General features: G+C 57.7%; 21 protein-coding genes and 1 tRNA gene. 6 read left to right on the top strand and 16 right to left on the bottom strand.

Going from position 1 to position 25,041, the window contains the following annotated elements:
• The first annotated feature begins 2 nt into the window (after positions 1-2).
• Positions 3-2,009, top strand: a complete 2,007-nt coding sequence (locus VLM75_07695; GenBank protein HSV96802.1) for an FAD-dependent oxidoreductase — start codon at positions 3-5, stop codon at positions 2,007-2,009.
• Between the two features lie 52 nt (positions 2,010-2,061).
• On the top strand, positions 2,062-3,213 hold the full coding sequence (locus VLM75_07690) for an acyl-CoA dehydrogenase family protein (protein HSV96801.1): 1,152 nt from the start codon (positions 2,062-2,064) through the stop codon (positions 3,211-3,213).
• Between the two features lie 86 nt (positions 3,214-3,299).
• Here the strand turns inward: VLM75_07690 and VLM75_07685 are convergent, their stop codons facing one another.
• The 7 genes from VLM75_07685 to VLM75_07655 all read right to left on the bottom strand — a co-directional run bounded on the left by VLM75_07685 (position 3,300) and on the right by VLM75_07655 (position 12,340).
• A complete protein-coding gene (locus VLM75_07685) occupies positions 3,300-4,982 on the bottom strand; it encodes a long-chain fatty acid--CoA ligase (GenBank protein HSV96800.1) in 1,683 nt (560 codons plus the stop codon).
• A 128-nt stretch (positions 4,983-5,110) separates the two neighbouring features.
• A complete protein-coding gene (locus VLM75_07680; GenBank protein ID HSV96799.1) occupies positions 5,111-6,787 on the bottom strand; it encodes a long-chain fatty acid--CoA ligase in 1,677 nt (558 codons plus the stop codon).
• 249 nt (positions 6,788-7,036) lie between these two features.
• On the bottom strand, positions 7,037-7,639 hold the full coding sequence (locus VLM75_07675) for a TetR/AcrR family transcriptional regulator (protein HSV96798.1): 603 nt from the start codon (positions 7,637-7,639) through the stop codon (positions 7,037-7,039).
• Positions 7,640-7,746: 107 nt separating this feature from the next.
• Positions 7,747-8,541 carry an enoyl-CoA hydratase/isomerase family protein gene (locus VLM75_07670; protein ID HSV96797.1) on the bottom strand — a complete coding sequence of 265 codons (795 nt, stop codon included), beginning with the start codon at positions 8,539-8,541 and terminating at the stop codon, positions 7,747-7,749.
• Positions 8,542-8,743: 202 nt separating this feature from the next.
• Positions 8,744-9,637, bottom strand: a complete 894-nt coding sequence (locus VLM75_07665; GenBank protein ID HSV96796.1) for a hypothetical protein — start codon at positions 9,635-9,637, stop codon at positions 8,744-8,746.
• A gap of 61 nt (positions 9,638-9,698) precedes the next feature.
• Positions 9,699-11,114 (bottom strand): CoA-binding protein, encoded by a 1,416-nt coding sequence (locus tag VLM75_07660; GenBank protein ID HSV96795.1) that lies wholly within the window; start codon positions 11,112-11,114, stop codon positions 9,699-9,701.
• A gap of 422 nt (positions 11,115-11,536) precedes the next feature.
• Positions 11,537-12,340, bottom strand: a complete 804-nt coding sequence (locus tag VLM75_07655) for an enoyl-CoA hydratase-related protein (GenBank protein ID HSV96794.1) — start codon at positions 12,338-12,340, stop codon at positions 11,537-11,539.
• Between the two features lie 322 nt (positions 12,341-12,662).
• Here VLM75_07655 and VLM75_07650 point away from each other — a divergent pair, with 322 nt between their 5' ends.
• Positions 12,663-13,664 carry a hypothetical protein gene (locus VLM75_07650; protein ID HSV96793.1) on the top strand — a complete coding sequence of 334 codons (1,002 nt, stop codon included), beginning with the start codon at positions 12,663-12,665 and terminating at the stop codon, positions 13,662-13,664.
• 7 nt (positions 13,665-13,671) lie between these two features.
• Here the strand turns inward: VLM75_07650 and VLM75_07645 are convergent.
• From VLM75_07645 to VLM75_07605, 9 genes are all read right to left on the bottom strand, one after another.
• Positions 13,672-13,745 (bottom strand) — tRNA-Arg (locus VLM75_07645).
• Positions 13,746-13,751: 6 nt separating this feature from the next.
• The gene (locus VLM75_07640; GenBank protein ID HSV96792.1) at positions 13,752-14,402 is read right to left on the bottom strand and encodes a Crp/Fnr family transcriptional regulator; all 651 of its coding nucleotides are present in this window, start codon (positions 14,400-14,402) and stop codon (positions 13,752-13,754) included.
• 5 nt (positions 14,403-14,407) lie between these two features.
• Positions 14,408-15,640 carry a cyclic nucleotide-binding domain-containing protein gene (locus VLM75_07635; GenBank protein HSV96791.1) on the bottom strand — a complete coding sequence of 411 codons (1,233 nt, stop codon included), beginning with the start codon at positions 15,638-15,640 and terminating at the stop codon, positions 14,408-14,410.
• Between the two features lie 18 nt (positions 15,641-15,658).
• Positions 15,659-16,888 (bottom strand): amidohydrolase family protein, encoded by a 1,230-nt coding sequence (locus VLM75_07630; GenBank protein ID HSV96790.1) that lies wholly within the window; start codon positions 16,886-16,888, stop codon positions 15,659-15,661.
• Between the two features lie 321 nt (positions 16,889-17,209).
• On the bottom strand, positions 17,210-18,175 hold the full coding sequence (locus tag VLM75_07625; GenBank protein ID HSV96789.1) for a glycerophosphodiester phosphodiesterase family protein: 966 nt from the start codon (positions 18,173-18,175) through the stop codon (positions 17,210-17,212).
• Between the two features lie 170 nt (positions 18,176-18,345).
• Positions 18,346-18,624 (bottom strand): hypothetical protein, encoded by a 279-nt coding sequence (locus tag VLM75_07620; protein ID HSV96788.1) that lies wholly within the window; start codon positions 18,622-18,624, stop codon positions 18,346-18,348.
• A gap of 179 nt (positions 18,625-18,803) precedes the next feature.
• Positions 18,804-19,592, bottom strand: coding sequence for an ABC transporter ATP-binding protein (locus tag VLM75_07615; GenBank protein ID HSV96787.1), 789 nt, complete (start codon positions 19,590-19,592; stop codon positions 18,804-18,806).
• 139 nt (positions 19,593-19,731) lie between these two features.
• A complete protein-coding gene (locus VLM75_07610) occupies positions 19,732-20,721 on the bottom strand; it encodes an iron ABC transporter permease (GenBank protein HSV96786.1) in 990 nt (329 codons plus the stop codon).
• Positions 20,705-21,550 carry a helical backbone metal receptor gene (locus VLM75_07605; GenBank protein ID HSV96785.1) on the bottom strand — a complete coding sequence of 282 codons (846 nt, stop codon included), beginning with the start codon at positions 21,548-21,550 and terminating at the stop codon, positions 20,705-20,707. Before VLM75_07605 ends, VLM75_07610 begins: the two co-directional genes overlap by 17 nt.
• Positions 21,551-21,692: 142 nt before the next feature.
• Between VLM75_07605 and VLM75_07600 the strand changes: the two genes are divergently transcribed.
• From VLM75_07600 to VLM75_07590, 3 genes are read left to right on the top strand one after another with little or no spacing between them, the layout of a single operon-like run.
• Positions 21,693-22,574, top strand: coding sequence for an NAD(+)/NADH kinase (locus VLM75_07600; GenBank protein ID HSV96784.1), 882 nt, complete (start codon positions 21,693-21,695; stop codon positions 22,572-22,574).
• A gap of 1 nt (position 22,575) precedes the next feature.
• Positions 22,576-24,285, top strand: coding sequence for a DNA repair protein RecN (gene recN / locus VLM75_07595; protein HSV96783.1), 1,710 nt, complete (start codon positions 22,576-22,578; stop codon positions 24,283-24,285).
• The gene (locus VLM75_07590) at positions 24,282-24,857 is read left to right on the top strand and encodes a putative metallopeptidase (protein ID HSV96782.1); all 576 of its coding nucleotides are present in this window, start codon (positions 24,282-24,284) and stop codon (positions 24,855-24,857) included. The genes recN and VLM75_07590 overlap by 4 nt, the downstream gene beginning before the upstream one ends.
• Positions 24,858-25,041 lie beyond the last annotated feature (184 nt).

Genomic DNA, 25,041 nt, shown 5'->3' with positions numbered 1-25,041 from the left:
CCATGGAATTTACGCGATTATTCGAGCCAGTCACCATCAACGGCGTACGCATTAAAAATCGCATCGTCATGCCCGCCATGGGACTGGCCTATACCGACCGCTACGAGTTCAACGAACGTTACCGGGCGTTTTATCGCGAGCGGGCTCATGGCGGAGTGGGCCTTATGATTATTGGACCCGTGGCCATCGACATGGTTGGAAGCGCGCCCTTCATGCCCGGGCTCTTTTTAGACAAGCACATAGAACCGCTGAAAAAATTCAATGATGAAATGCATCGCACGACCGATGTAAAGCTCGGCACCCAGCTCTTTCACATGGGCAGAAACGCCTTCTCCATATTTACCGGGCTTCAGCCGATCGGCCCCTCGCCGGTTAAAAGTACGATCTCGAACGAGATGCCCCGTGAAATGAACCGGGACGATATTGAAGAAGTCAAGGAATCGTTTGCCCGGGGCGCCACAAGGGCCCGGGACGCGGGGTTCGACTATATTGAAATTCTTGGTTGTACCGGCTACCTTATAAGCCAGTTCCTCTCGCCCCTGACCAATCACCGCACCGATGAATATGGGGGCACACTCGAAAACCGAATGCGTTTCGGACTCGAGGTGATCCGCGCGGTACGTGAAGCCGCCGGAAAAGAAAGCTTCGTCGGAATCCGCGTCGCCGGTAATGACTTCCTCGAGGGCGGTCACACCGGCACGGAGTCGGCCCTTTTCTGCGCCGAGGCCGAAAAAGCGGGCGTCGACGCCATAAACGTGACCGGCGGATGGCATGAGACCAATATCCCTCAGCTCACCACCGACGTCCCGCCCGGCACCTATCTTTATCTGGCCCGGGGAATCAAGGAGAAAGTATCCATTCCCGTCTTCGCGTCCAACCGCCTGGGAGACCCCTGCGTCGCCGAGCGGGCGCTCCGTTCGGGCTCCTGCGATCTGGTCTGCTGGGGTCGTCCCCTGATAGCCGATCCCGATCTCCCCAACAAGGCCAGGGAGGGCCGCCTGGACGAAGCCGTTTTCTGCATGGCCTGCAACCAGGGGTGCTTCGACTCCATTTTTCTGGGAACCTCGGTATGCTGCGTACTGAACCCCCGGGTGGGCCGCGAGCACGAAACCAAATTAAAAAAAACCCGCAGGCCCAAAAAAATCCTGGTGGCCGGAGGAGGACCCGCCGGCATGGAGTTCGCCCTGATCGCCGCCCAACGCGGACACAGGGTCATACTCTATGAAAAACAGAAGACGCTGGGCGGCCAGATAAACCTGGCCATGACACCTCCGCGGAAAGCGGAGATGGGTAAAATAACGGAGACCCTTTCAAATCTCATGAGGAAAGCCGGGGTTGAGGTGAAAACGGGCAGACCGCTCACCGCCGGAAGGGTAAAACAAATCAACCCGGACATCCTTGTCGTTGCCACCGGCGCGGTGCCGTCACGGATACAGGTTAAGGGCATCGACAAAGCCCACGTGGCGAGCGCCTGGGACATTCTTACGGAGAAGGTACCTTCCATAGGATCAAGCGTTGTAATCGTAGGAGGCAGCGCCACCGGCTGTGAAACGGCGCATTATATCGCGGCCCTGGGCACCCCGCCGCCCGATGCTCTCGCCTTCCTGATGTATCACCATGCCGAGACCCCCGGCCAGACTATGAAGCTTTTTCATTCAAGCGGACGCACAATCACCATAATCGAAATGGCCGAAAAGATCGCCGCCAATGTCGGGAAAACCGCCCGGTGGTCCCTGCTTAAAAGCCTTCGACTTATGGGGGTCTCCCTATGCACGGAAACAAGGCTTCTTGAAATAAAAGACCACGAGGTCATCGTGGAAACGCGCCATGGCCAAAATACCATACCGGCATCCACCGTGGTGCTGGCGACAGGGGTCCGTTCGGAAAACTCCCTGGCGGCCGATCTGGGAAAAAGCGGGATAAAAATCATCACCCTGGGAGACGCAAGAAGCCCCCGCAAAATCACCGACGCCATCAGGGAAGGTTTCGACGAAGCCATGAAAATATAGCTCACTTGAAAGTTGCTCATCAACATTTCAACCAAACGGAGGTTCCATTGCCATGTCATTACTTGAAAAAATTTACACCGAAGAGCACGCCATATTTCGGGAGTCCCTGAGAAAGTACCTGGATAAAAATGTCACTCCCTTCGCCGATGAATGGGAGACAAATGGAATTGTTCCCAGACAAGCATGGAAGGACTTCGGCGCCCAGGGCTTTCTGTGCCCCTGGCTGCCGGAGGAATATGGCGGGTCGGGCGCGGGCTTTGAATACTCGGTCATCATCGTGGAAGAGATGGGAAAGACCAACCAGGCGGGCCTGGTAACGCTGCTCCACAGCGACATCATCGTACCTTACATCTTTTCCTTCGGCAGCGAAGATCAGAAGAAGAAATGGCTGCCGGCATGCGCCTCCGGTGAATGCATCAGCGCCATCGCCATGACCGAGCCGGAAGCGGGCTCAGATCTCGCCGCTCTGAGAACCACCGCGCTTCGGGACGGAGACAGCTTTGTCATCAACGGCGCAAAAACATTCATCTCCAATGGCATCAACTGCGATCTGGTTATCGTCGCGGCCCGCACCGACCCCAAGGCCGACCCCCCTTACACCGGCGTGAGCCTCCTGGTGGTCGAAGATGGCGCTTTAGGCTTTAAAAAAGGCAAGAAGCTCGACAAGATCGGGATGAAGAGCCAGGACACTGCCGAGATGTTCTTCGACGACTGCCGGGTTCCCGTCTCCAACCTGCTGGGTGAAGAGGGAGCGGGCTTCCGCTATCTCATGCAGAAGCTTCAACAGGAGAGGCTGATCTCGGCCTGGGCATCGCAGGTGACGGCCGAACGGGCGCTCGAAGAAACCATCAAGTTCTGCCGCGAGCGAAAGGCATTCGGGCGTCAGATTTCGCGCTTGCAGCATATATCCTTCAAACTGGCCGAGATGGCCACCGAGGTGGAACTGGGGCGCACCTTTATGGAGGCCCTCACCCTGGACCACATCGAGGGGACGGACATCGTAAAAAAAGTCTCAATGGCAAAGTACTGGGTCGCCGAAATGGCGAACCGCATAGCCCAGCAGGGGGTGCAGCTACACGGAGGGTACGGCTATATGGAGGAATACCCCATCGCCCGCATATTTCGCGATGCCCGGGTGCAGACCATCTTCGCGGGTACATCGGAGATCATGAAGTTGATTATATCACGGTACATGGATTTATGATTTTAACTCCAACATCGAAGGCGAGGAGACGGATCCTCGCCTTCTTTCATTCTCCAGATGTCATGCTCTCCACGCGCTCAAGTCGTCTATGCCGCCCCCTCCCTCTTTTTTTTATCCATCTCCCGTATCTCGCGTCGTAGTATTTTACCCACCGGGCTCTTTGGCAATGCATCGATGAACTCTATGAGTTTGGGAATCTTATATGCGGCAAGCTTCTCTTTGCAAAACTTCGTCACCTCTTCAGCGGTAAGGCTCTGTCCCGGCTTTACGACTATATAGGCCTTCACGGTTTCCCCCCGGTACGGATCGGGCACACCGATGGTGCATGCCTCAAGGATTTTGGGATGGTCCATCAGTATACCATCAACTTCCACCGGATAAATATTATAGGCGCTGGCCACGATCATATCTTTTTTCCGGTCCGATATGGTAAGATAACCATCATCGTCGAAGAAGCCGATGTCACCGGTATAAAACCATCCATCTTTCAAAACCTGTTTCGTCTCCTCCGGTTTCTTGTAATATCCCATCATCACCTGGGGCCCCTTGATGCATATTTCACCGGCCTGGCCGGTTTTCAGTTCTTTGGTCCCCTTGTCGATGTCCACGATCCTGATATCCGTGTCGGGGCAGGGCACCCCCACTGTGCCCGGTTTGATGGTCCCTCCCCAGGGGGTCATTGCCGAGAGCACGGTGGTTTCGGTAAGACCATATGCCTCTCCCATGGTCGCGCCGGTGAGTTCTTTGATATCCCTGATGGTTTCCGCCGCCAGGGGAGCGGCGCCGGAAATAAAACCCCTGACGAACTTCATATTCATCTTTCTGAATTCCGGATGGTTCAGAAGTCCGACGAATATGGTAGGCGCGCCGGTTACATAGGTCGGTCTGTCCCGTTTAATTATATCCACAATCCCCTGGGGATCCGGCCGTGGTATCATGCAGTGCGTAAATCCCTTCCAGGTAAGATAATCCTGTATGACCGTAAAACCCGCCGAATGGAATATGGGGAAAGTCCCTACTACGCTTTCCGCCTCCGTTCCCGGAAGGCACGCGTCCAGCTGTTGGACATTGCAGCTCAGGTTCTTATGGCTTAGCATTACGCCCTTTGACACGCCGGTGGTTCCCCCAGTATAGATGATGGCCCCCATTTCATTCCAGGAACTCTTGTCTTCCAACGGGGCATCTGAATACTTGCCGATCAACTCCTCAAAAAGCAATACGGTCTCATTCGTTTCAAGTTTACGGTACATGGCCTTTTTAACCAATGGGAAAAGCTGTTTCTTGGGAAAGGGTAGATAGCTGTGGATATGACACCCCATCACCTTTTTAATCTTGGTTTCCGGCATGATTTTCAACAGACGCGGCACGAGCAGTGTAAGGGTCACGGCAAGGACGGCGTCCGAGTCGTTGATCTGGTATGAAAGCTCCCGCTCGGTGTAGAGGGGATTATTCTGTACCGCCACCGCCCCTATGCGCATTATTGCCATGTTTGCGACCATAGTCTGCGGCAGGTTCGGCATAATTACGGCCACCTTGTCCTTTTCTTTTACCCCAAGATCGATCAGCAACCGGGCAAAGCGGTTAACCATTCCGTTTAGCTGTCGATAGCTTATCTTCTTCCCCATGTAGTTGATGGCCGCCCTGTCCGGAAACCGTTCCGCGCTCCGAGCAAGGGCCTGGGAAACGGTTATTTTCTCGAAATCAATCGAGACGGGTGTCCCCGGGGCATAAGAACCGTGCCAGATTCTCTTTTGTTTTGAATCCTTCATCAAAAACCTCCCTGTATTGTCGTTGATATTTTTCAAGCGAGGAAGAGTCCCTCACGTTTCTCCCATTTGATTACGCAACCGACCCGAGAAAAACCTGGAGGATGTCCGTATCCTCCCTGTTCGATGCGTTACGCCGCTCCCTCCCGTCTCCTCCTGTCCAGCTCGCGCACCTCGCGCCTCAGGATCTTCCCTACGGCTGTTTTGGGCAGTTCATTGATGAACTCGATATCCCTGGGCACCTTGTAGGCGGCCAGTTTTTCCCGGCAAAAGGTGATTATCTGTGCGACATCGATTTCCTCCCCCGGTTTGAGCACCACATAGGACTTGACTGATTCGCCGCGGTAGGTATCGGGAATGCCGATTGAACAGGCTTCAAGTATTTTGGGATGATCCATGAGGATGTTGTCCACCTCTACCGGATAGACGTTGTATCCTCCGGATATGATCATGTCTTTGATACGGTCGGTTACCAGGAGATATCCGTCTTCATCGAAATGCCCGATGTCCCCCGTATAGAACCACCCATCCTTGAGTACCTGTGCCGTCTGCTCGGGTTTCTTGTAATACCCCATCATCACCTGGGGCCCTTTGATGATGATCTCGCCCGATTCGCCGGTTGGCAGCTCATTTTCCCCCGTTTCGAGGTCGACGATTTTGATGTCGGTGTCGGCCACCGGAACGCCCACGGTTCCCGGCTTGATGGTCCCGCCCCAGGGTGTCACGCAGGCGATGGGGGCTGTTTCGGTGAGACCATACACCTCGCAGATCGTGGCGCCGGCCAGCTGCTGCATGTCGCGGATTGTCTCGGGGGCCAACGGGGCCGAACCGGAGAAAAACCCCTTTACGAAATCCAACCTCAGTTTCCTGAACTCGGGCTCCGCCAGGAGGCCCACGAAGATGGTTGGAGCGCCGGGTATGAAGGTTGGTTTGTTCTTTTTAATTATATCGATGATACCCGCCGGGGTGGGACGCGGGATCATGAGATGAGTAAGGCCCATCCAGATAATAAAATTCTGTATTGCGGTAAAACCCGCTGAGTGAAATATGGGGAAGGTCCCCACCAGGCGCTCTTCCGGCGGTTTAAGATCCGGGAACCACGCGCCAAACTGCTGCACGTTGCAGCTGATGTTTTTATGCGAAAGCATCACACCCTTGCCCACCCCGGTGGTTCCGCCGGTGTATATAAGGGCCCCCAGATCGTCCCACCTGGCTTCATTATCCACCGGACCGTCCGGATATTTTTCCATGAGGTCCTTGAAGATCATGACTGTCTCGGACGGCTCGATCTTTTTATACATTTCCTTTCGCACGAAGGGAAAAAGCTGCTTTTTGGGAAACGGAAGGAACGAATGGATGTGGCAGGCGATTATTTTACGAACCCCCGTGGAAGGCATGATTTTCTGCACCCGCGGCACCAGCAGGGTCAGGGTGATGGCAATTACCGATTCGGAGTCTTTCAACTGATACTCGAGCTCCCTTTCGGTGTATAGAGGATTATTCTGCACCGCGACCGCCCCTATGCGGAATACCGCCAGGTTCGCGATGATGGTCTGGGGAATGTTCGGCAGGATGAGCGACACCTTGTCGCCCGCTTTCACCCCAATATCCACAAGGGCCCGGGCGAACCGGTTTACCATGCCGTTGAGTTGCCGATAGCTGATTTTCATTCCCATATAATCGAGAGCAACGGTGCCTGGAAAGTTTTTCGCCGTCCGCTCCAGCGCCTCGGGGATCGTGACTTTCTCATAATCAAGGCTCTTTTTCACACCCGGGGCATAACATTTATGCCATAATTTTTGTTCCATGCGAAACCTCCCGGTATCGGGAACCCTGTTCCTGTATCTATTCGGAACCGAAGCCTCCCCCCTGTGTGTATCCGCGGGGGAGAACAACCGTTCCCAGTAAAACAGACATACGCTCGGAGATTCGGGCAGGTGATCATGGCAGGTCGGCGGCAGCCGTCAAACGAACGCACCGCAAGCAGCTAATATAAATGATACTCACTAACCTGGCGGTGTCAAGTTTTTTTCATTCTCGGCGAAGTGATATGTGTGCTACTTTCTTTTACGGCCGCTTATGCCCTGGAAAATAAAACGGCAAAGATCTTCCGTCCTCTGATCGGGATTGATCTCCCGGTCGAAGACCACATCGGTGAGACATACGTGTTCTATGCTGCCAAGAATTACCTGACGCAGGAAAGAGGGGGAAACATCCTTTCTTATCTCGCCGTTCTTCATCCCTTCTTCGATAATTTCGAGCAGAATATCGCTGTATTCCTTTACCAGTTTATAAGATCTGCTGCGGTAGTAATCGGGAAAACTGCGCACCTCCAGAAGCAGTATCCGGGCGAACACCCGGTTGGTGGCGTATACATTGATATGGGTCCAGATGGATTTTTCAAGTTTCTTCAAAGCCCCGCTGATGCCCAGCATTTCTTTCTGCCCTTCCAACAGGTATCGCTTCATGTATTCTGTCAGTATCTGATGGAGCAGGTCCCGCTTGTCCTTGTAGTACTTGTAGATCAGCGCTTCGGTAACGCCGGCAAGCCGCGCTATCTCCGCGGTGGTGATCTCATTGAAGGATTTCTTGCTTAAGAGCGCCCGCATTGCCTCCGCGATTTTAATTTTTCCAGGGGGCTGTGTGTTTTCATTTTTCATGTTTATCGACCCGCAACAATAATTAATGCCACCGCAATCAGGTATTACGGCTAAAAAGCATGTTAGGTAAGCTTACTTATTCTTTTTGTCAAATCATTTCGCCGGTTTTATCGGCCCAAGAAGCGGGGCTCCCGCTTTTCCATTTTGGCCGCAAAACCCTCGGCAACGTCGCCGGTAGCAAGCAGAAGAGATTGCGCGAAGGCCTCCAACTCCTGAAAAGAATATTTATCCAGATGCCCTCCCCGGTCTATCACCTTCTTGACCATTCCCAGGGCCAGGGGCGCTTTTCGATTGAACAAAGCCGCCATAGCCCTCGCCTCGTCCAGGTGCCCGCCCTCCCCGGCGATGCGGTTAATAAGCCCCATGGCCAATGCATGTTCGGCGGGGACTTCCATCGCCGTCATGATAATCTCCTTCGCGCGGGCCATCCCTACAAGCCGAACCAGACGTGTAATGCCACCCACGTCGGGGATAAGGCCGAAATCGACCTCGGGCATGCCGAGGCGGCAGTCCTTCGTCATTATGCGAAAATCAGCGGCGAGGCAGAGCTCCATTCCAAGGCCGACGCAAACCCCGTGAATGGCGCAGATTACCGGTTTCTCCATGCGCTCCATGAGGTTCAACACCGATTGCAGGTCCGAAAGGATTACCCTGAATTTACGGGCTGTCGACGAGCTCACTCCTCCCATCCCGGCGATAAAATTGAAGTCCACTCCGGCGGAAAAGCAGGGGCCCTCTCCATGAAGCACCACAGACCTCGCCTCATCGTTGCCCTCGGCCTCGCGAAGACGTCCGTCCAGTTCCTTCAGGACGTCACCGTTGAGTGCGTTTCTCTTCTCCGGCCGGTTAAGGGCCATAAAGGCCGTCCCTTTTTCAACCTTGAAGGTCACTAGGCTTTCCATGTTTTCCTCCCCGTATGCGCTTCTCGGCTTACGCCCATGAACTTGTTTCCCGCCATTTCCATGGCGCATTAATCACGCGGCGCAACCGCGAGCCCCGCAAGGTTAGTGAATTTCACTCATTATATTATGTCAACAACTTTCCGCTCCCCTGAAGTTCGTGGAAACGACGCGGGCTGCCGTACCGGTTGTTTCGAAGGGAACGTCATGGCGCCGGGACAGTCGTCCATATCCCATTTCGCATAACTATTCTTGAGGTTTCCGCGGGCCGTGCGGGCTGTCCATGGCCCGTTATTGCGTATTCCGGGTCATGCGGGAGCAGCACACCGAAGCAGTCATCCCGCATGAATGCCTGGGGAAGAATGGGATAAATCGTCCGCTTTCGCGCGCAATCCAGCAACGCCGAAACATGGGAGAAATTGCCGATCTCCTCGATGGTTTTCAGGGTGGGGGGCATGAGAAGCATCTCTCCGCGTCCGTGCTTTTTCAGCGCTTCTCCGGGGGCGATCCAGCGTGATTCTGTGAGCTCCCTGTTGTCGTGAGCGGGCTCCAGCCCCTCCGGAAGCGCGGCAAGGAAGAAACGCGTGTCGAACCGCTTTTTCTCAATTTCAGGGGTGATCCAGCGTGCATAGGGCACCAGCATGCCGGGATCGAAACGAATATCCAGCAGAGCGGCGATTCCGCCAAGGGTGACGACCCCGTTATTTAGTTCTGCCCTCAGGGTTTCGAGCTTTTCTTTCAGCACCCGGTCCCCGGGGACAAATACCTCTCCCATCCCGTCACGCCCGAAGAGAACGCCGGCCTCCTCGAAGGTTTCCCGTATGGCCGCGAGAAGGATCGTCTGCGGGTTTCCCTCCTCCCAAAACGACTCCTGGAAACTGTTTCCCGGCGGAACACCGCCCGGCCCATACAGGGCGCGCTCCAAGGCCGGATCGCCATCCCCGGGGTCCACCCGTCCACCAGGAAACACGTGGGCTCCACCCATGAATGACTGGTTCAGGTGCCTGCGCATCAGAAACACCTCGAGGCCGGCGGCTGCGTCCCTGAGCATAATCACCGTCGCCGCGGAGGGTATGGTTTTCCCGGAAGAATCTTTCATAAATTGATCGAAGATGATGTCATCGACCCTCCCGCAGGGTATGACAGGCTCGTACCCACCCTTAACCGGAATGAGTCGCCAGGTAATTCATGTAGCGGACGATTTTCCGGGCGGTTCGGGCCGCCCGTTCGGCCGATGAAAAAACCGGTATCCCCTTCGCTTCAAGCTTGCGGGTGAAATCGGCACGTATTCCCTCGACCTCCGGCTGGTGATGGACCACCCGGGGTATCACCATCACCACCGGTTTTTCAATTTTCGAAAGCCCTTCCACGATGAGGTTGGCGCTGGCGTCCCACAGCTCCTTAACCATGAAGCGCACGATCTCTGGATACTGGCACGCCAGGATGATGTCGATGTTCGGGTCCTCCGCGGCCCTGATGGCCGATTCCACGAATATGGACGGAGCGAAGCCGAACATGCCCAGGTCGATTGGATTGCGGGTGGACGTGTTCACCCGGGAGATGCCCTCGCCCACCGCGTCCTGCACTCTCTCGCTCAGCTCAGGCACCGACAGGCCGTTGAGGCTCACCGCGTCGGTGAGTTCCACGGAACTGCCCCCTCCCGCCACCAGGATACATGTATTGAGCCCCCTGGGGTGGAAACCCATCCTCAGGGCCATTATGATGTCGGACATCTCATCCTGGGACTCGGCGTTGATGATTCCCAGTTGGCTCATCACCGAGTCCCATATCTTGACCGGTATAGCCATGGCGCCGGTGTGGCTCCGGGTGGCCCGGGCGCCCTCCTCGGAACGGCCACCTTTCCAGATGACCATGGGTTTTTTCTTTTCAAGGGTTATGGAGCGGGCGAGCTTCTTGAATCGCTCGCCGTCCTTTATGTCCTCAACATAGCCGCAGATGTATTTAACCCGCTCATCCTCCCCGAAGTACTCTAAAAAATCCTCTATGCACAGGTCGGCCTGGTTCCCCACGCTGATGACCTTGTTGAACCGGACGCCCAGAGAAAGCCCCCGGATGAGAAAGTTCAACGCATGGCCCCCGGACTGTGAGAAGAATCCCACATCGCCGGGGTCCTCACTCATCATGGGGGGATAATACACCAGCCCCTTCTCCGGACAGTGGGCGCCGATACAGTTGGGACCGACCATTCTGGTCCCGCCCGAGCGGGCTATGTACACCAGCTTCTGTTCCAGCTCGCGGTCGCCGACCTCGGAAAACCCGGACGTAAAAACCAGCACGAATTTGACCTTCGCCGCGGCGCAGTCCTCCAGCGCCGCGGCCACCCTCTCCCGGGGAAGCATGATCAGCGCATAATCGATGCGCTCGGGGATGTCGCTCGCCCGGGCGTAGCACGTGAGCCCGTGAATTTCGGCATGGCGCGGGTTTACCGGATAGAGACGGCCCTTGAAGCATTCCCGCAGACTGCCGAAGAAACCGGCCCGGTCGCGCACAACGTCGGGGGAGGCGCCGATGACCGCGATGGTTTCGGGATAAAACAGGGGATCCAGGTTGGTCATGGGATAAACCTTCGCAATATATGTTGACATTTCATACACTTTTATACACAGACAAAGGGGATGTCAAGCCATACTCCACAGGCCGACGGGGCGATCAATTCTGCCGCTTCCAAACCTGCGCCAAGGAATTATTTTCCTTTGCACTTAAAACTTGAATTCGCAGCGCCGATGGTTTCCCCTCTGATTATCATAGGTGATTTATCGCCAGTGGTTGGACAAGGGAAAATTCAACACCCGGCAAACCCGGAGACCCGGACTTGGCCCCATTTTGCGGACACTTTGTTAGCGGCATTTTTGGACCAGCCCTTTCGCGATTCAAACACCAGGAACAGACATCTGTCGCACAATTCCGATCGATGGCAGCAAGGCCGAGCCCCCGATTAACGGGCATGTGCGGCCGCCACCTGTCGGCCCCTATAATCCTATGACTTCGAAAATCCCTGGATCAGCTTGAAAAACTCGCCCGAGAACACCAGCATCGTCTGGTTTCGATTTTCAAGGTTTATGGCGGCCTCCAACGACGGGGCGTCGATGTTTTGATCCAGCACTCGCTTGGTCAACTTGAGTCCGCCGGCACTTTTATTCACCATCATGCGGGCATATTCGAGGGCGGCCTCCATCAGCCCCTCCCGCGTGACAATTTTGTTCACCAGCCCCATGCGTTCGGCCTCTTCCGCATATAACTTCCTGCCGGTGAGAAGCACGTCCGCAGCACGAGACAAGCCTATGAGCCTGGGCAGAAGGTAGGAGGTTCCCAGCTCACCGCCGGATAGACCGATATTGGCGAAAGAGGCGACAAAATAGGCCTCGGGACACGCGATCCTGATGTCGCAGGCAAGAACCATGGAGAACCCTCCCCCCGCCGCCGCCCCGTTCACCGCCGCGATAAGGGGCTGGGGAACGCGCCTGAGCTTGATGACCAGATCGGCGTATCGTTCCTGCACCATTTCGATGAAATGTACGGGATCGGCAAATGGTTCGGCGCCCCGGTGGCTCAACGCGGCGCTGAGATCGGCGCCGGAGCAGAACCCTCTGCCCCTGCCCGTGATAATCACCACGCGGATTCCGGCGTTTCCGGTAAGAGCGGAGCAGAGGGTATCGAAATCCTCGAGCATCTGAATCGAGATGGAATTGAGGGTATCGGGACGGTCCATGGTGACCAGCCCCACACCCTTTTCAGGCTCTTCGAACGTCAGGGTGGACAGTTGCATATCGGAAATCTGCATCGCGGCCTCCTGGCAGTCATTTCACCGGATACGCCCGGACAGACGGCCCGCTCCCGTAAAACCACGGGCCACAGTAAAGGGAAAGGCAGAAAATAGTTTTACGGCAATAATACTATATGGCAACATATTTATAATCATGCAATATGTTTTAACCGGGACGGGCGTACGGTTTTTACCGGCCCCATTGGTATACGAAAATCCGCCCGCCATGCCGATTCTTTAAATGAAGGCAGCCCCCGTTCGCACGGCGGGCCGCGACAACTATCACAAGGGCCATTATGGCGCCGGAAGCAATTCGCCACAGGCCCGATGGAGAACTACCATGCGCTGCATCCTTCCGTTGTCGTTTCTGATGTTTCTCTCATTAACGCTGAATGCGGCCGAATCCGCCGATTGTTCGCGCGGTGACTGCGAAAACGGCAGCGGCACCATGACCTGGACGGACGGCAGCGTATACACGGGCGAATGGAAAAACGGTCTCCGTCACGGCAGGGGACGCTACCTTCGCCCCGAGGGCGACGCATACGAGGGAGAATGGCGCAATGATCGGATGCACGGCAGTGGCACACTCGCGCGCCCCAACGGAAGCCGTTACGAAGGCCAGTGGCTGAACAACCACCGCCACGGCAAGGGAAGATATTTCTTCCTCGACGGCAGGAAATACGACGGCGACTGGAAGAACGACCGCATAGACGGTACGGGGCGCATGGCCTGGCCCAACGGCGAAATATATTCAGGTTCGTGGAAGGAAGACCGCATGCACGGTAACGGTTCGTTCACGTTCAGCGACGGTTCAATGTACAGGGGCGGGTGGGCCTTTGGCCGTATGCATGGCAGGGGCGAGTACGCGTATTCACGAGGCATGAATTATGTCGGCCAGTTCCGCGAAAGCAGGCGCAACGGCACGGGCGTCATGACCTGGCCGGACGGCTCGCGCTACGAGGGGCTGTGGGTGGATGACCGCATGTCCGGAAAAGGCACGCTCAAACGCGGGGACGGTGCGATCTACACGGGCGAAATGAAAAACGACAAAAAAAACGGTGACGGCGAAATGAAGTTCGCCGACGGCAGGCAATACAGGGGCCAATTTACCGATGATGTCATCAACGGGACCGGCGGCATGCGATGGCCGGACGGACGATTCTATACCGGCAGCTGGCGAAACGGCGAGATGCACGGAGTCGGAACGATGAAATACCGCGACGGAAGGGAATACAGGGGAGAATGGCAAAACGGCGAAATGCACGGAAAGGGCACGCTTACGGTCCCGAATGCAAAGCCCGTAACCGGACTATGGGAGAACGGCGAACTGGTGGGAAATTAAATCTGTGCGCTCCCGGGAGGACTCGAACCTCCGGCACATAGTTTAGGAAACTACTGCTCTATCCGCCTGAGCTACGGGAGCCTGTGGTTATGAAAACATGTTCTTGCGACGCGAATTCACGATACGCTGGAAGTCCCGGATGTTCTTGACGACGATCCTGTCGTTGAAAAGCTCTATTTTGCCAAGCTGGTTCTGGTGCGAAAGGATCTTCTGCACGTCCGCGATCTGCATTCCCGCCCAGTTCGCGACCTCCTGTATGGTCACCCTGAGCGTTATCGCCTCCTGGAGATCCAGGTGCGGGTCCTGCTCGGAAAGCATGCACATCACATCCATCACCTTGACCTGCGGCTCCTCGAGCAGGAGGATCATGAGCCGTCGCTTGGCGTCGTAGATCCTCTTCGAGAATATTATCAGGAGCTTGTATGCAAGCTGCGGATTCCCCTGGAGCAGGGCGTCGAAGTTTTCCCTGCGGAAGCGCAGAAGCTTTACATGATCCATCGCGATCGCCGACGCTGAGCGCGGCTGTTCCTCGAGGATCGCCATCTCGCCAAAAACATCACCAACTTCGAGTATATCAAGCGTTTTTTCGGTGTTGTTGATGATTTTTACGATCTTCACCCGGCCGTTCTGGATGAAATAAAACTCGTTGCCCGGCTCGTACTCGCAGAAGATGATATCGTTAGGGGAATACTCGACCCCGAACTTATCAAAAAGCTGGCTGTCAAGAAACATACTCATGGCACCTAACCATTCTCTATCGCCTTGAGCCGCTTGGCGGCTAATTTATTGATGGAATCCCTGGGCTCCATCGGAATTACCCTGTTGTAATACGCCGCGGCCTTGTCGGCCTTTTTTACGCTTTCGTAAACGACGCCCATGTGGAAGAGGGCGTTCTTGACGTTCTCGGAGCCTGGAAATTTTTTAATCATGTTGGAGAAGGACGTCAGCGCCTCGCTGAACTTGGCGAGCTTCAGATAGCACCTGCCGATCTCGAAATGCGCCTTCTCGAATATTTTCGCCTCGGAGTCGTTCTTGAGATTGCGCACATCGAGGATGCCGGAATAAAGCGCCAGGGCCCCGGCGTAATCCTCCTGCGAAAACCTGCTCATCGCCGCGTAGAAGTTTTCGGCCACGCCTTTGCCGCCTTTTTCGTTCATATCGCCCCCGCTGAAAGGATCGCCTTCGAAATCAACAGACTTGCCCTCCGAGAAAAAATCGTCCATCTCGCTGGTCAGAGAAGAGGACGACGCCGCGTCGACGCCGAAATCATCGAGGGGAGTACGGGACGGGGCCGAAACGGCCGGCTTTTCGCCGTCGATGCTGAAATCGGTAAAATCCACGTTCCCGTCCCCGCGCATCGGCGCAGAAGGGGGCGCCGCCGGGCCGACTGGCGGGAGATCGTCGCCGCCGCCCGCGCTCCCGGACTCTATGGCCCGTATGCGCTGCATCGACGGCCCCGAGTACTTGCCGTCGGGATAATATTCCATATAGCGCTTATAGGCGTACTGCGCCTGCTGCACCCTGCCGACCTTGAAATAATACTCGCCTATTTTGAAGAGCTCCTCGGCCGGGTTGATGGATTCGCTTTCGCCCAACACCTCGCGCTGGCTTTTCCCGATGCGCCTGAGCTGGTTGCTGAAAATGCGGAGCATCTTGCGCACAACGTTTACGTTCTGTAAAACGAGCCTCTCGAAGTCCGCAAGGGTGAGCACCAGAAGCACCGTCTCGCCTATGGTCTGGGCCGTCTCCTCGCGCGGGTACTTGCCGAGCGAGGATTTCACGCCGAAGAACTCGCCGGGCTTGATCTCCTCCTTGACCTCTTCGCCGGTATCCACCTTCAGCGAGGTGAGGATGACCCTGCCGCCCTTGAGGATATAGATATATTCGCTCTTATCGTTTTCGAAATAGACGATGGAACCGTGCTTATAGCGCCGCGTAACGATTCCTGATGTCTGACCCATCGCCCCGTTGGACATTGCTACTCTCCCGAGATACTATACATCGAACTGTACCGGCAGAAACGGCAGCTCTTTTTTAAATCCCACCGCCCTGCTTATCCTCTTCATGAGCCCGAGCAGGTCTCCGATGATAACCTTTTCCGCGCCGTCGATGACTACCCGCTGGCACTTGATCTTAAGGGCGTCGAACAGCCACGCGTACTCCGCGCCGCCATACGCCGGCTTTCCGTTTATAACGACCAGCAAGACGTCGCGAAGTCCGGCCGATACCACCGATTCATAAGGCGTTTTCCCGTTGTTGGCGAAAACGGCGAGGTCCGCGACAAATCCGGGCTTCACCTGCCCGAACTTCTTCAGGCGAAAGGCCCTGGCGGGGTTGAGCGTCACCATCCTCAGTATATGCTCGTCGGAAAGGCTTTTACCGTAGGTCTTACGGTAATACTCCCTGTCGAATTTCATCTCGTACAGGAGGTTGAGTCCGCCGGACATCGGCGAGTCGGTGCCGATGCAGAGATTGACGCCCTCCATGATCATCCTGTCGACATTGGCGGTCTTGTTGAACATGAAGACGTTGGAATCTCCGCACCACACGACCGACGCGCCCTTTTTCTTTATAAGCCTGATGTCTTCTTCTGAAAACGCGATACCGTGCACCAGCACCGAATACTCTCCCAGTCCGCCCTTGCTGTCAAGGGTTTTCAGGTCGCGGACGGTCTCGGGATCGAAGCCCTCCGCGATATGGGTGATGAAGGGCATGTCGTTCTTCGCGGCCTTCTGATACTCCGCTTCGATGCCGTCGCCCCAGGCGAGCGCGAACGAGGTTATGGAATGGGCGAGCGCATAATCACGAAGTGCCCGCATGGGCAGGATGTCGAGAAACTGTTCGTTAACGAAGTGCGGTATATGGTCGGAAACGGTCGTTACGGCCGAGACGAGATTTCGATATCCTCCGAGGAGATACAGGTCCCTGTTTTCTATCTGCTGTCGCTCCTGGTAGACGGGAGCGCTTTTCAGATCGTTGTCCCAGGGAAGCCAGTTCTCGTAGGGGCCGTTGCCCACCTTGGGATAATAGGTGCCGAGAAGGTGGTCGTGTGCGTTGATGAGGCCGGGGGTGAGCACGCCGTTCTCGATTTCGAGGGTGAGCGCGGTTTTGGGTTTTTCCCTGGTGACTCGTTCGATCTTGCCGTCCTTTATCTCCAGACCGCCGCTTTTCGCAACATCCTCGGGCGTTAAAACGGTGACTCCGCTAATACCCCACTCTTTCATTCCGCATTCCTTCCTGCATGCTGGTTGTGCGTATTTAAAGCGGCCGCGGACCCTTCCATGCGGCCGGTACGCAATTCCGCCGGGACCTCCTCCGTACGGACTATGAGATCCGGAGCTTTGAAAGGAGTCCTTCCCCGCCTCCCTTCCCCTGCACCCGAACACCCGGAGCCAAGCGGCCGGAACCGGATAATCCCGTAAAATTTATGAAAATGACGGGGCTCAGTCAAGAAAAATATGCCGGCACCGGCACACGCCCCACGCGCCGGCCCTGGAAAGGCCCGTTGTTTTTTTTATCGGATTATCGCACCCGATGGAATATCACTAATATTTAAATTTTTCGAGTATGTCGTTCGGGGCTTTGTCGGGCCGCCTGCCGTAGTATTCCATTAAAAGGTCGCACCGGTCGGTGAAAAAACCGTCCGCGCCGAAAAAATTCAAGACCGAAAATTGCCACGATGCGTTCACGGTATAGACGTGCACGATGAGCCCCGCGCGATGGGCGCTCCCGATATTCCAGGGAAAGGCGACATAACCGACGGGGCCGACTCCCGAGCCGGCCTCGGCGGCCGCGCGCACCAGGCCTTTCCAGCCCGTCTCCTTTTCCATTTTCTCATCGATAAGATAGACGCGCGGTATGGCCGGGGCCGCTCTGGCGAAGACTTCGAGGCTCTCCCTGCTGAAGGACTGGAATATATTCTTCTTTGGATTGAGCCATCCCCTATTGGAAAGGACCTTCACGATATCGTACTCGATTCCGGGATATAATCCCGGGCGCTTGCTTTCAATATACAGGCCTATCGGCTTTCGCGCCGCGGAGGCGATGGCGATCACCTCTTCAAGGGCGAGGATTTTAAGCCCTTCATAGGATGGACGCGCCCTCTCGGGGTTGCGCGCGTTGAACCACGAGCCCGCGTCCAGCGACTTGACCTCGGCAAGGCTGAAATCGGCGACGGGGTTTTTGGCGCGTGTCGGAAAGCGCGCGGCGACGTCGGTCGTCCGTTCGAAGGTGTCGTCGTGATAGGCGATGAGCACCCCGTCGGACGTACGCTGCACGTCGATCTCGAGGTAATCGGCTCCCAGCTCCCTGGCGAGGATATAGGCGGGAGCGGTGGCCTCGGGCGCGAGGTACGAGGCGCCGCGGTGGGCGACCACCGTCGGATGGATTATGCCCAGCCGTTCGGCCGCGGATTTTCCGGCGGAAGGCGCCGCCGCTACGCGGATCATCACCGCCGCGGCCGCCAGGATAAAAAAAACGACGGAAAGAAAAAGGGAAAGGCGTCGTGTCATGGGATACCCCCATCCTCGATTTTTCCCTATTGGCTCACCCCGGACGCGGCTTTTCAATTAAAATTTATCCGCCTCCGGCGCGGAACCGGTTGCCGGAGGCACGAATACCCGGAAATTGCCAGGGAAGGCGCTTTGCCGCCCCTGTCGAAAAGTGCGGTACGCGCCTTCGTTCAGAGGCAGAGAATCTCGTCCTCGGTGAGGTCTTCGACCCGGACGGGGTCGATCCCCTTGATGCGCGCGACGAGCTCCCTTGAGGCCATTTCAGGCATGGTAAGCACGATGCGGTAATTCTTGTCTCTGAGCCAGCTGAAAAACATCCACGCATAGCACTCTTTGCAATGCTCCGCTTTTTTGTTCAGGTATGCGTCCCCTTCGAGCCCCTCAAGCGGCTTGTGGCGCGGGCAGCTGATATCGACGCAAAACATCCCCGACTGGTAACGCTTGCTCATGATGCTCCTCCGATCGGCCTGATATTACCCGCGGCGAAGGCCCGGGTGTCGCTGATCCAAAAGTACAGCTCGAATATTTATATGTGTCATTATATAATTAAAAAAAGGAATAATGTCCAGTCATAATTTCTTCGCCGGCCGGGCGCTCCCCGGCGACCAACAAATGGAGCCCGCAGCGCTTAACTCTTCGCATGCCGGGGGACGGGAAAGGTGTACGGCTTTTTCGTGATGGGGTTCTCAAACACCACGCAGACCGTGTCAAAAAGGGGCTCCATCACCTGGTAGCGTATCACCTCCCCCGGCGGGCCGTCGGCGAAGACGGAGCCGTCCCTGAGTGCGACGATACGCTGGCAGTAATCCGACGCGAGGTTGATGTCGTGCAGGACCGTGATGATGGTCGTGCCCGCGGTGTTGAGCTCGTGGAGAACGTCCATCACCCTGACCGCATGCCGTATATCGAGATGCGAAACCGGTTCGTCCAGGATGATGACGCGCTCGCTCTGCGCAAGGGCGCGCGCCAGGTAAACCAGCTGGCGCTCCCCGCCCGAAAGCCCGGTGATGGTCCTGGTACGTAGATGACCGGCCCCTACGGCCGCAAGGGCTTCTTCTATCCTCGCGTCGTCTCCGGGAGAATCAAGGCGCCAGAACGCCCGGTAGGGGAATCTACCCAGGCGCACGAACTCATACACGGAAAAGGGCGGAATGTTTTCCATGAGCTGGTGAACGACGGCGAGCTCGCGGGCGAGCGCGGCCTCGCCGATCGAGCAGATCGGCCGTCCGCGAAACAGCGCTTCACCCGAGGAGGGATTGAGCGCACCGCAGACCGTTTTCAGGAGCGTGCTCTTGCCGGCGCCGTTGGGGCCGATGATCGCCGTCATCTCCCCTTCCACGAACGACAGGCTGACGCCCTTCAGCACGTCGCCGCCGCCGTACCCGGCGCGCACATCCCGTATTTCGATCAGCTTCATCGCGGTGTTCCTTCATTCGGAATCACATCAGCCCGCGCGGCCATATGCTCTCCGCGCGGGGGCCCGTCGTGCGTGCGGTCCCGTTCCCGACGTTGCATCCGGTTGCGCCCCCGGGGCATCGCACGTTCGAAGTATGACATCATCCCATGCTCCTCCCCCTTCCGAGCAGAAGGACGAGGAAGAATATGCCTCCGAGAAAACCTGTTATAACGCCCACCGGTATTTCATACGGCATGGCCGCGGTCCTTCCGATCGTATCGCACACAACGAGAAAAAGCGCACCCGCCGCGGCCGAGGCCGGGAGGAGTCGCCGGTGGACGGGGCCGACGAGCGCGCGCATGGCGTGCGGAACGATCAGACCGACGAAGCCGATCACCCCGGCCAGCGCCACCGAAAGCGCGGCCAGGAGTCCGCCGATCCAGAACACCGCGCGCGCATCGACACCCGCCACGCCGAGCGAGCGGGCAAAATCGCCGCCGAACGATATGACGTCGAGATGACGGTGCAGCAGCAGCGCCGCGCCGAGCAACACCAGCGCGAACGCCCCCATGCGGTAGAGCGCGTCGTAGCGTGCGAGCGAGAGGTCCCCCATCAGCCACATGAGCGCCCTGTGCACCGCCTCGGGGCGGGCGAGCGCGAAGATGAGCATGACCCCGGAGGAAAAAATGAAGCTGAGCGAAATTCCGCCCAGGATTATCCCGCCCGACCCGAGTCCCCGAAGGCGGGAAAGCCCGTACACGAGCGTGATGGCGGCAAGGCTTCCCATGAATGCGAAAATGGCCACCAGCGCGAAGGGGGAGCCCAGTACGATCGCCGCGCTCGCGCCGAGGGCCGCGCCGCCGGATACCCCGACGGTGTAAGGATCGGACAGGGGGTTTCGGAAAAGCGACTGGAACATCGCGCCGCTGACCGAAAGCGACGCCCCCACCACGAGCGCCATGAGCACGCGGGGAAGGCGCAGGTATACCAGTATGCGATATTCGGCCGTGCCGTGGTCGCCTGCAAGCGCCCTGGCGATATCCGCCGGGGCAAGGTAGGTCGATCCGGACGAAAGCGCCAGGAGTATCGCGAGCGTCCCGAGCGCGACGAGCAGCGCCAGGGCGAAAAGGGGCCTAACTCTTGCCGGCATCGGCGATCAACCTCCTCAGTTCCGCGGCCGCGGCGACGAAGCTTCGCGGCGTGTACGTGCCGACAAGGTCCGCGTCGATGCGGCGCACCGCGCCACGCCGCGTGGCGCGCATCCGGCGGAATGCGCCCGAGGAAAAAAATTGCCTGGGGCCGGCGGCGATCGAGACTATGATGTCCGGATCGAGCAGAACGAGGTGCTCGGCGGAGACCACGGGAAACGGCCGATCAATGCCGCCGAACGCGTTACGCCCTCCCGCGGCCTCGATTATGCGGCCCACAAACGAGCCTCCGCCCGCGGGGATGAGCGGCTCGTGAGAGATGAAAAGCGCAACCCGGGGAGCTTCCGGCGCGCGGGCGATGCGGCCGAGCTGTCGCCGGTATTCGCCGGCCTGTTCGCGCGCACGCGCTCCCCTTCCGAGGATATCGCCCAGATCGATGTAATGCGCGCAGATGTCGTCGAAGTCCCTGTTGCGGCCAAAACGGTGGGCCGCGACACCGATCGCCCGCACACGGTCCGCCATCTGCGTCGCCCCGTCCTCGGCCGAGAAGAACACAATGTCCGGATCGAGCGCCACGATCCGCTCCATATCGACGCGCGCGAGATCGCCCACAACCTCGACGCTCCGCGAAAGAGGCGGATGACGATAACTCACACCGACCAGAAGGTCAGCCGCACCGAGATCGACGATGGCGGCGGTTATCGAGGGCGATAGGGACACGACGCTCCGCACCGCCCCGGCCTCCGGTGGCCCGGGTGCGCGGTCCGGGAACAGGACGAGCGGCAGGGCGGTAATCGCGACAAGCGCGAGGATGTTGATCGCGTTCTTCATCGGCTGTATGCGCGGATAGTTCCTTGTGACTCGCGCGACCGGCAAAATCAAGGTATTTTTATCCCGGCCCCCCTTCCCATAATTTCATTGACGCCCGGCGCCCCCCGCGCATATAAACGGACGTGCGCACGGCACGGTATCCATGATTAAAACCGCATCCATCCATATACGCCCGGACGACACCGGCTCGCTCGCCTTGGTGGGCGATATCGTCGCGTTCCTTGCAAAGCGGGGCATAGGCACCCTCCTTCCCGATATCGAACTATTCGCGGACGGCGCCCTGTCGAAACACCGCGTGGACGAGGGGGAGCTCGTTGCGGTATCGGAACTCGTGATCGTCGTCGGCGGCGACGGCACCTTCCTTCGCACGGCCCGGCTCTTCGCGGGCAGGGACGCGCCGCTCTTCGGCATCAACCGGGGGCGCCTGGGCTTCCTCACCGAGTTTTCACCCGGCGAGGCGTTGTGCTACCTCGACGAGGTCGTCGCGGGGAAGCGCGAATCGTCCGCGCGCTCCACGCTCGAGGCCTCGCTCATCCGCGACGGAGAGGAGCTTCGCACCGCGACCGTCATCAACGACGCCGTCATATCGAAGGGGGCCTTCTCGCGCCCCATTGGCGTCCGCCTCGAGCTCGACGACTCCTTCCTTAACAGCTACTCCGGTGACGGCCTCATCATCGCGACGCCGACCGGCTCGACGGCATACTCGCTTTCGGCCGGCGGGCCCATCGTCATTCCCAGCATCGACAACGCCTACGTGCTCAACCCCATCTGCCCGCACATGCTCGCCGTGCGTCCCATGATAATTCCGGCGCACACGACGCTCCGGGCGCGGATTGTCTCGGACTTCGAAAATTTATTATTGACAATCGACGGACAGGAGGCTATCCCCATTGAGGGCGAAGATGAGATCCGCGTCCGCGGCTCCGAAAAAAAGGTCCACCTGATTCAGCACCCGGCACGGGACTATTACGAAATTTTACGAAGAAAACTCGGCTGGGGAAAAAACGTAAACGGTGACGGCTGACATGCTGACTGAGCTGCGAATAAAAAACTTCGTAATCATCGACGACCTAAAGATACCCTTCGGCGCGGGCCTCAACATCCTCACGGGCGAGACGGGCGCCGGAAAATCCATCCTTATCGACGCGCTCTCGGGCGTGCTCGGCGACAAAATGACCACCGACCAGATCCGCTCCGGTTTCGAGCGCGCCGCGCTCGAGGGCGTCTTCGACGTTTCCATGGTGCCTCAAGTGCGCGCGATCCTCGACGAATCGGGCATCGACTGCGACGACGGCACGCTCGTGCTCAGGCGTGAGATCTACACCAGCGGCAAGGGCCGCTGTTTCGCCAACGCCACCCAGATCCCCATCGCCAAACTACAGGCGCTCTCCGAATACCTGGTCGACATCCACGGGCAGAACGAGCACCAGAACATCATGCGCATCGCCAAGCACCGCGAGACGCTTGACAGCTTCGCCCGCCTCGTCACGCTGGTCGAAAAGGTGCGCGGCCTCCACGGCGGCCTTTCAGATCTCAAGGAGCGCATCAGCTCCTTCGAGATCGACGAAAAGGAGAAGGCGCGCAAGATCGAATTTCTTGGCTACGCCATCAAGGAGATCGAGGCCGCCCGCCTCCAGCCGAACGAGGAGGACGAGCTGCGAAACGAATCGGCTCTCCTGCAGAACTCGGAAAAGCTCTTCACCGAGATAAACGCCAGCTCGTCGCTGCTCAAGGGCGACGGCGGCATTGTCCAGAGCCTCAAGCGCGCCGACCAGAGCCTCTCGGCCATATCGGGCTTCGACGCGCGCATATCCTCCATCCTGGAAACCGTCCGCACCTCGCTCTTTTCGCTCGAGGACGCGGCCGCGGACCTTCGAACCTTCGAGAAGGACATACAGTTCTCGCCCGAGCGGATCAACCAGGTCGAGGAGCGCCTTTCGCTGATCTCCTCGTTAAGGAAGAAATACGGCAACACCGTGCGCGAGGTGCTCGACTACGCCGAGAAATCAAAACGCGAGCTCGACGCCATCTCGTCCTCCGAGGAGCAGATCGAGAAACTTAAGGCCGACTACCGCGCGATGGTGCAGGTAGCAAAGGAAACGGCGCTGGACCTCTCCGAAAAACGGAGGCTCGCCGCCAAGGACCTCGAAGAAAAGGTTATGAGGGAACTCGCAGACCTCGGCATGCCCGGAACGGTCTTCCGCATATCGATCAAGCGGGAGCTCTCGCCCGACGGCGAGATCGAGACCGAGAACAAGCGCTACGTGCTCTATCCACACGGGCTCGACCGCATAGAGTTCCTGCTATCGGCCAACGAGGGCGAGGACCTCAGGCAGCTTCGCAAGGCCGCTTCCGGCGGCGAGATGTCGCGCATCATGCTCGCCATCAAAAAGGTGATACTTTCGGCGGACATCGTCGAAAGCCTGGTCTTCGACGAGGTGGACGCGGGGATAGGCGGCAAGACCGCCGAGGTGGTCGGGAAAAAGCTCGAGTCCCTGGCGAAGGAGCGGCAGGTACTCGTGATCACGCACCTCCCGCAGATCGCCGCGATGTCCGACGTTCACTTCACCGTTCAGAAAGAGAACATCGGCGGCCGCGTGACGACCCTGGTAAAGAAGCTCGCCCGCCGGGAGAAGGTAAACGAGATCGCGCGGATGCTCGCGGGCGAGAAGGTCACCGAGCTGTCGGTGCGCCACGCCGAGGAGATGATCGCACAGGCGGGGAAGGGCGGTTGAAGCTCCCGGAGATAAACCTCACCGACGTCATCACGCTTATAATCCAGGAGATCGCCTCCCGCTGCGAGGCCTTCAGCCATGTGGACGCGCGCAGGGTGCTGGTGTGCATGGCAACCAACCGGTCGAACGCGAGCGGCGGCACCTTCGGCAAGCTGGTGCCGCTGCGCTTCAAGGACGGCGCCGAAACGCTGCGCTACCGGGGGAAGCTCTACGCCATGCCGCGCCTCCGTAACGGCGGCGTGGACCAGCGCTACCTCATCTATTTTTACCATCCCCGCTTCTTCAACCTCTCGCCAATCGAGAAGCTCAAGGTGATTTTCCATGAGCTCTACCATATAAGCCCCTATTTCAACGGCGACATACGGCGTCTCGCCTCGCACAAGGCCTCCCATGGAAACTCGCGCGAACGCTTCGACGACTACTTCGAAAACGATCTCCGGAAATTCCACGCGTATATCGTAAAAACTCCGTACATGAAGTTTCTGGGGATGAACGCGCGCGCGCTGCGCCTTTCGTTCGAAAAGATAAAGGGGCGCAGGATGAAGATGCCCAGGCCGGTTGTCGTCGGCTGAAACCGCGTTCCGGAAAGGCGCGATGCCGCGCTAAAAAAGATAATCACCCTCAATCGGCCCCGCGTGCCACCGCACGTCTATGCGCTCGATATAACCGTAAAAAGCAATGCGCTTCGGATTCTGCCTGAGTGCCCGCATGTACTCGCGCGCCGCATCGTCGTCTTCGATGTCGAGCAGCACGCGT

This window comes from Spirochaetota bacterium, from assembly GCA_035477215.1.
In the GTDB taxonomy this organism is placed as follows: domain Bacteria; phylum Spirochaetota; class UBA4802; order UBA4802; family UBA5368; genus MVZN01.
Note: the sequence above shows the minus strand (reverse complement) of the source record. Positions and strands in the feature narration are given on the sequence as shown.

Excerpts from the sequence above, each read along its gene's own strand:
- VLM75_07600 (HSV96784.1), top strand. The coding sequence starts at position 21,693 with ATGATTAAAACCGCATCCATCCATATACGCCCGGACGACACCGGCTCG.
- VLM75_07625 (HSV96789.1), bottom strand. The coding sequence starts at position 18,175 with ATGACACGACGCCTTTCCCTTTTTCTTTCCGTCGTTTTTTTTATCCTG.
- VLM75_07650 (HSV96793.1), top strand. The coding sequence starts at position 12,663 with ATGCGCTGCATCCTTCCGTTGTCGTTTCTGATGTTTCTCTCATTAACG.
- VLM75_07620 (HSV96788.1), bottom strand. The coding sequence starts at position 18,624 with ATGAGCAAGCGTTACCAGTCGGGGATGTTTTGCGTCGATATCAGCTGC.
- VLM75_07635 (HSV96791.1), bottom strand. The coding sequence starts at position 15,640 with ATGTCCAACGGGGCGATGGGTCAGACATCAGGAATCGTTACGCGGCGC.
- VLM75_07680 (HSV96799.1), bottom strand. The coding sequence starts at position 6,787 with ATGGAACAAAAATTATGGCATAAATGTTATGCCCCGGGTGTGAAAAAG.
- VLM75_07655 (HSV96794.1), bottom strand. The coding sequence starts at position 12,340 with ATGCAGATTTCCGATATGCAACTGTCCACCCTGACGTTCGAAGAGCCT.
- VLM75_07685 (HSV96800.1), bottom strand. The coding sequence starts at position 4,982 with ATGAAGGATTCAAAACAAAAGAGAATCTGGCACGGTTCTTATGCCCCG.
- VLM75_07610 (HSV96786.1), bottom strand. The coding sequence starts at position 20,721 with ATGCCGGCAAGAGTTAGGCCCCTTTTCGCCCTGGCGCTGCTCGTCGCG.
- VLM75_07605 (HSV96785.1), bottom strand. The coding sequence starts at position 21,550 with ATGAAGAACGCGATCAACATCCTCGCGCTTGTCGCGATTACCGCCCTG.
- VLM75_07615 (HSV96787.1), bottom strand. The coding sequence starts at position 19,592 with ATGAAGCTGATCGAAATACGGGATGTGCGCGCCGGGTACGGCGGCGGC.
- VLM75_07695 (HSV96802.1), top strand. The coding sequence starts at position 3 with ATGGAATTTACGCGATTATTCGAGCCAGTCACCATCAACGGCGTACGC.
- VLM75_07675 (HSV96798.1), bottom strand. The coding sequence starts at position 7,639 with ATGAAAAATGAAAACACACAGCCCCCTGGAAAAATTAAAATCGCGGAG.
- VLM75_07640 (HSV96792.1), bottom strand. The coding sequence starts at position 14,402 with ATGAGTATGTTTCTTGACAGCCAGCTTTTTGATAAGTTCGGGGTCGAG.
- recN (HSV96783.1), top strand. The coding sequence starts at position 22,576 with ATGCTGACTGAGCTGCGAATAAAAAACTTCGTAATCATCGACGACCTA.
- VLM75_07665 (HSV96796.1), bottom strand. The coding sequence starts at position 9,637 with ATGAAAGATTCTTCCGGGAAAACCATACCCTCCGCGGCGACGGTGATT.
- VLM75_07630 (HSV96790.1), bottom strand. The coding sequence starts at position 16,888 with ATGAAAGAGTGGGGTATTAGCGGAGTCACCGTTTTAACGCCCGAGGAT.
- VLM75_07690 (HSV96801.1), top strand. The coding sequence starts at position 2,062 with ATGTCATTACTTGAAAAAATTTACACCGAAGAGCACGCCATATTTCGG.
- VLM75_07670 (HSV96797.1), bottom strand. The coding sequence starts at position 8,541 with ATGGAAAGCCTAGTGACCTTCAAGGTTGAAAAAGGGACGGCCTTTATG.
- VLM75_07660 (HSV96795.1), bottom strand. The coding sequence starts at position 11,114 with ATGACCAACCTGGATCCCCTGTTTTATCCCGAAACCATCGCGGTCATC.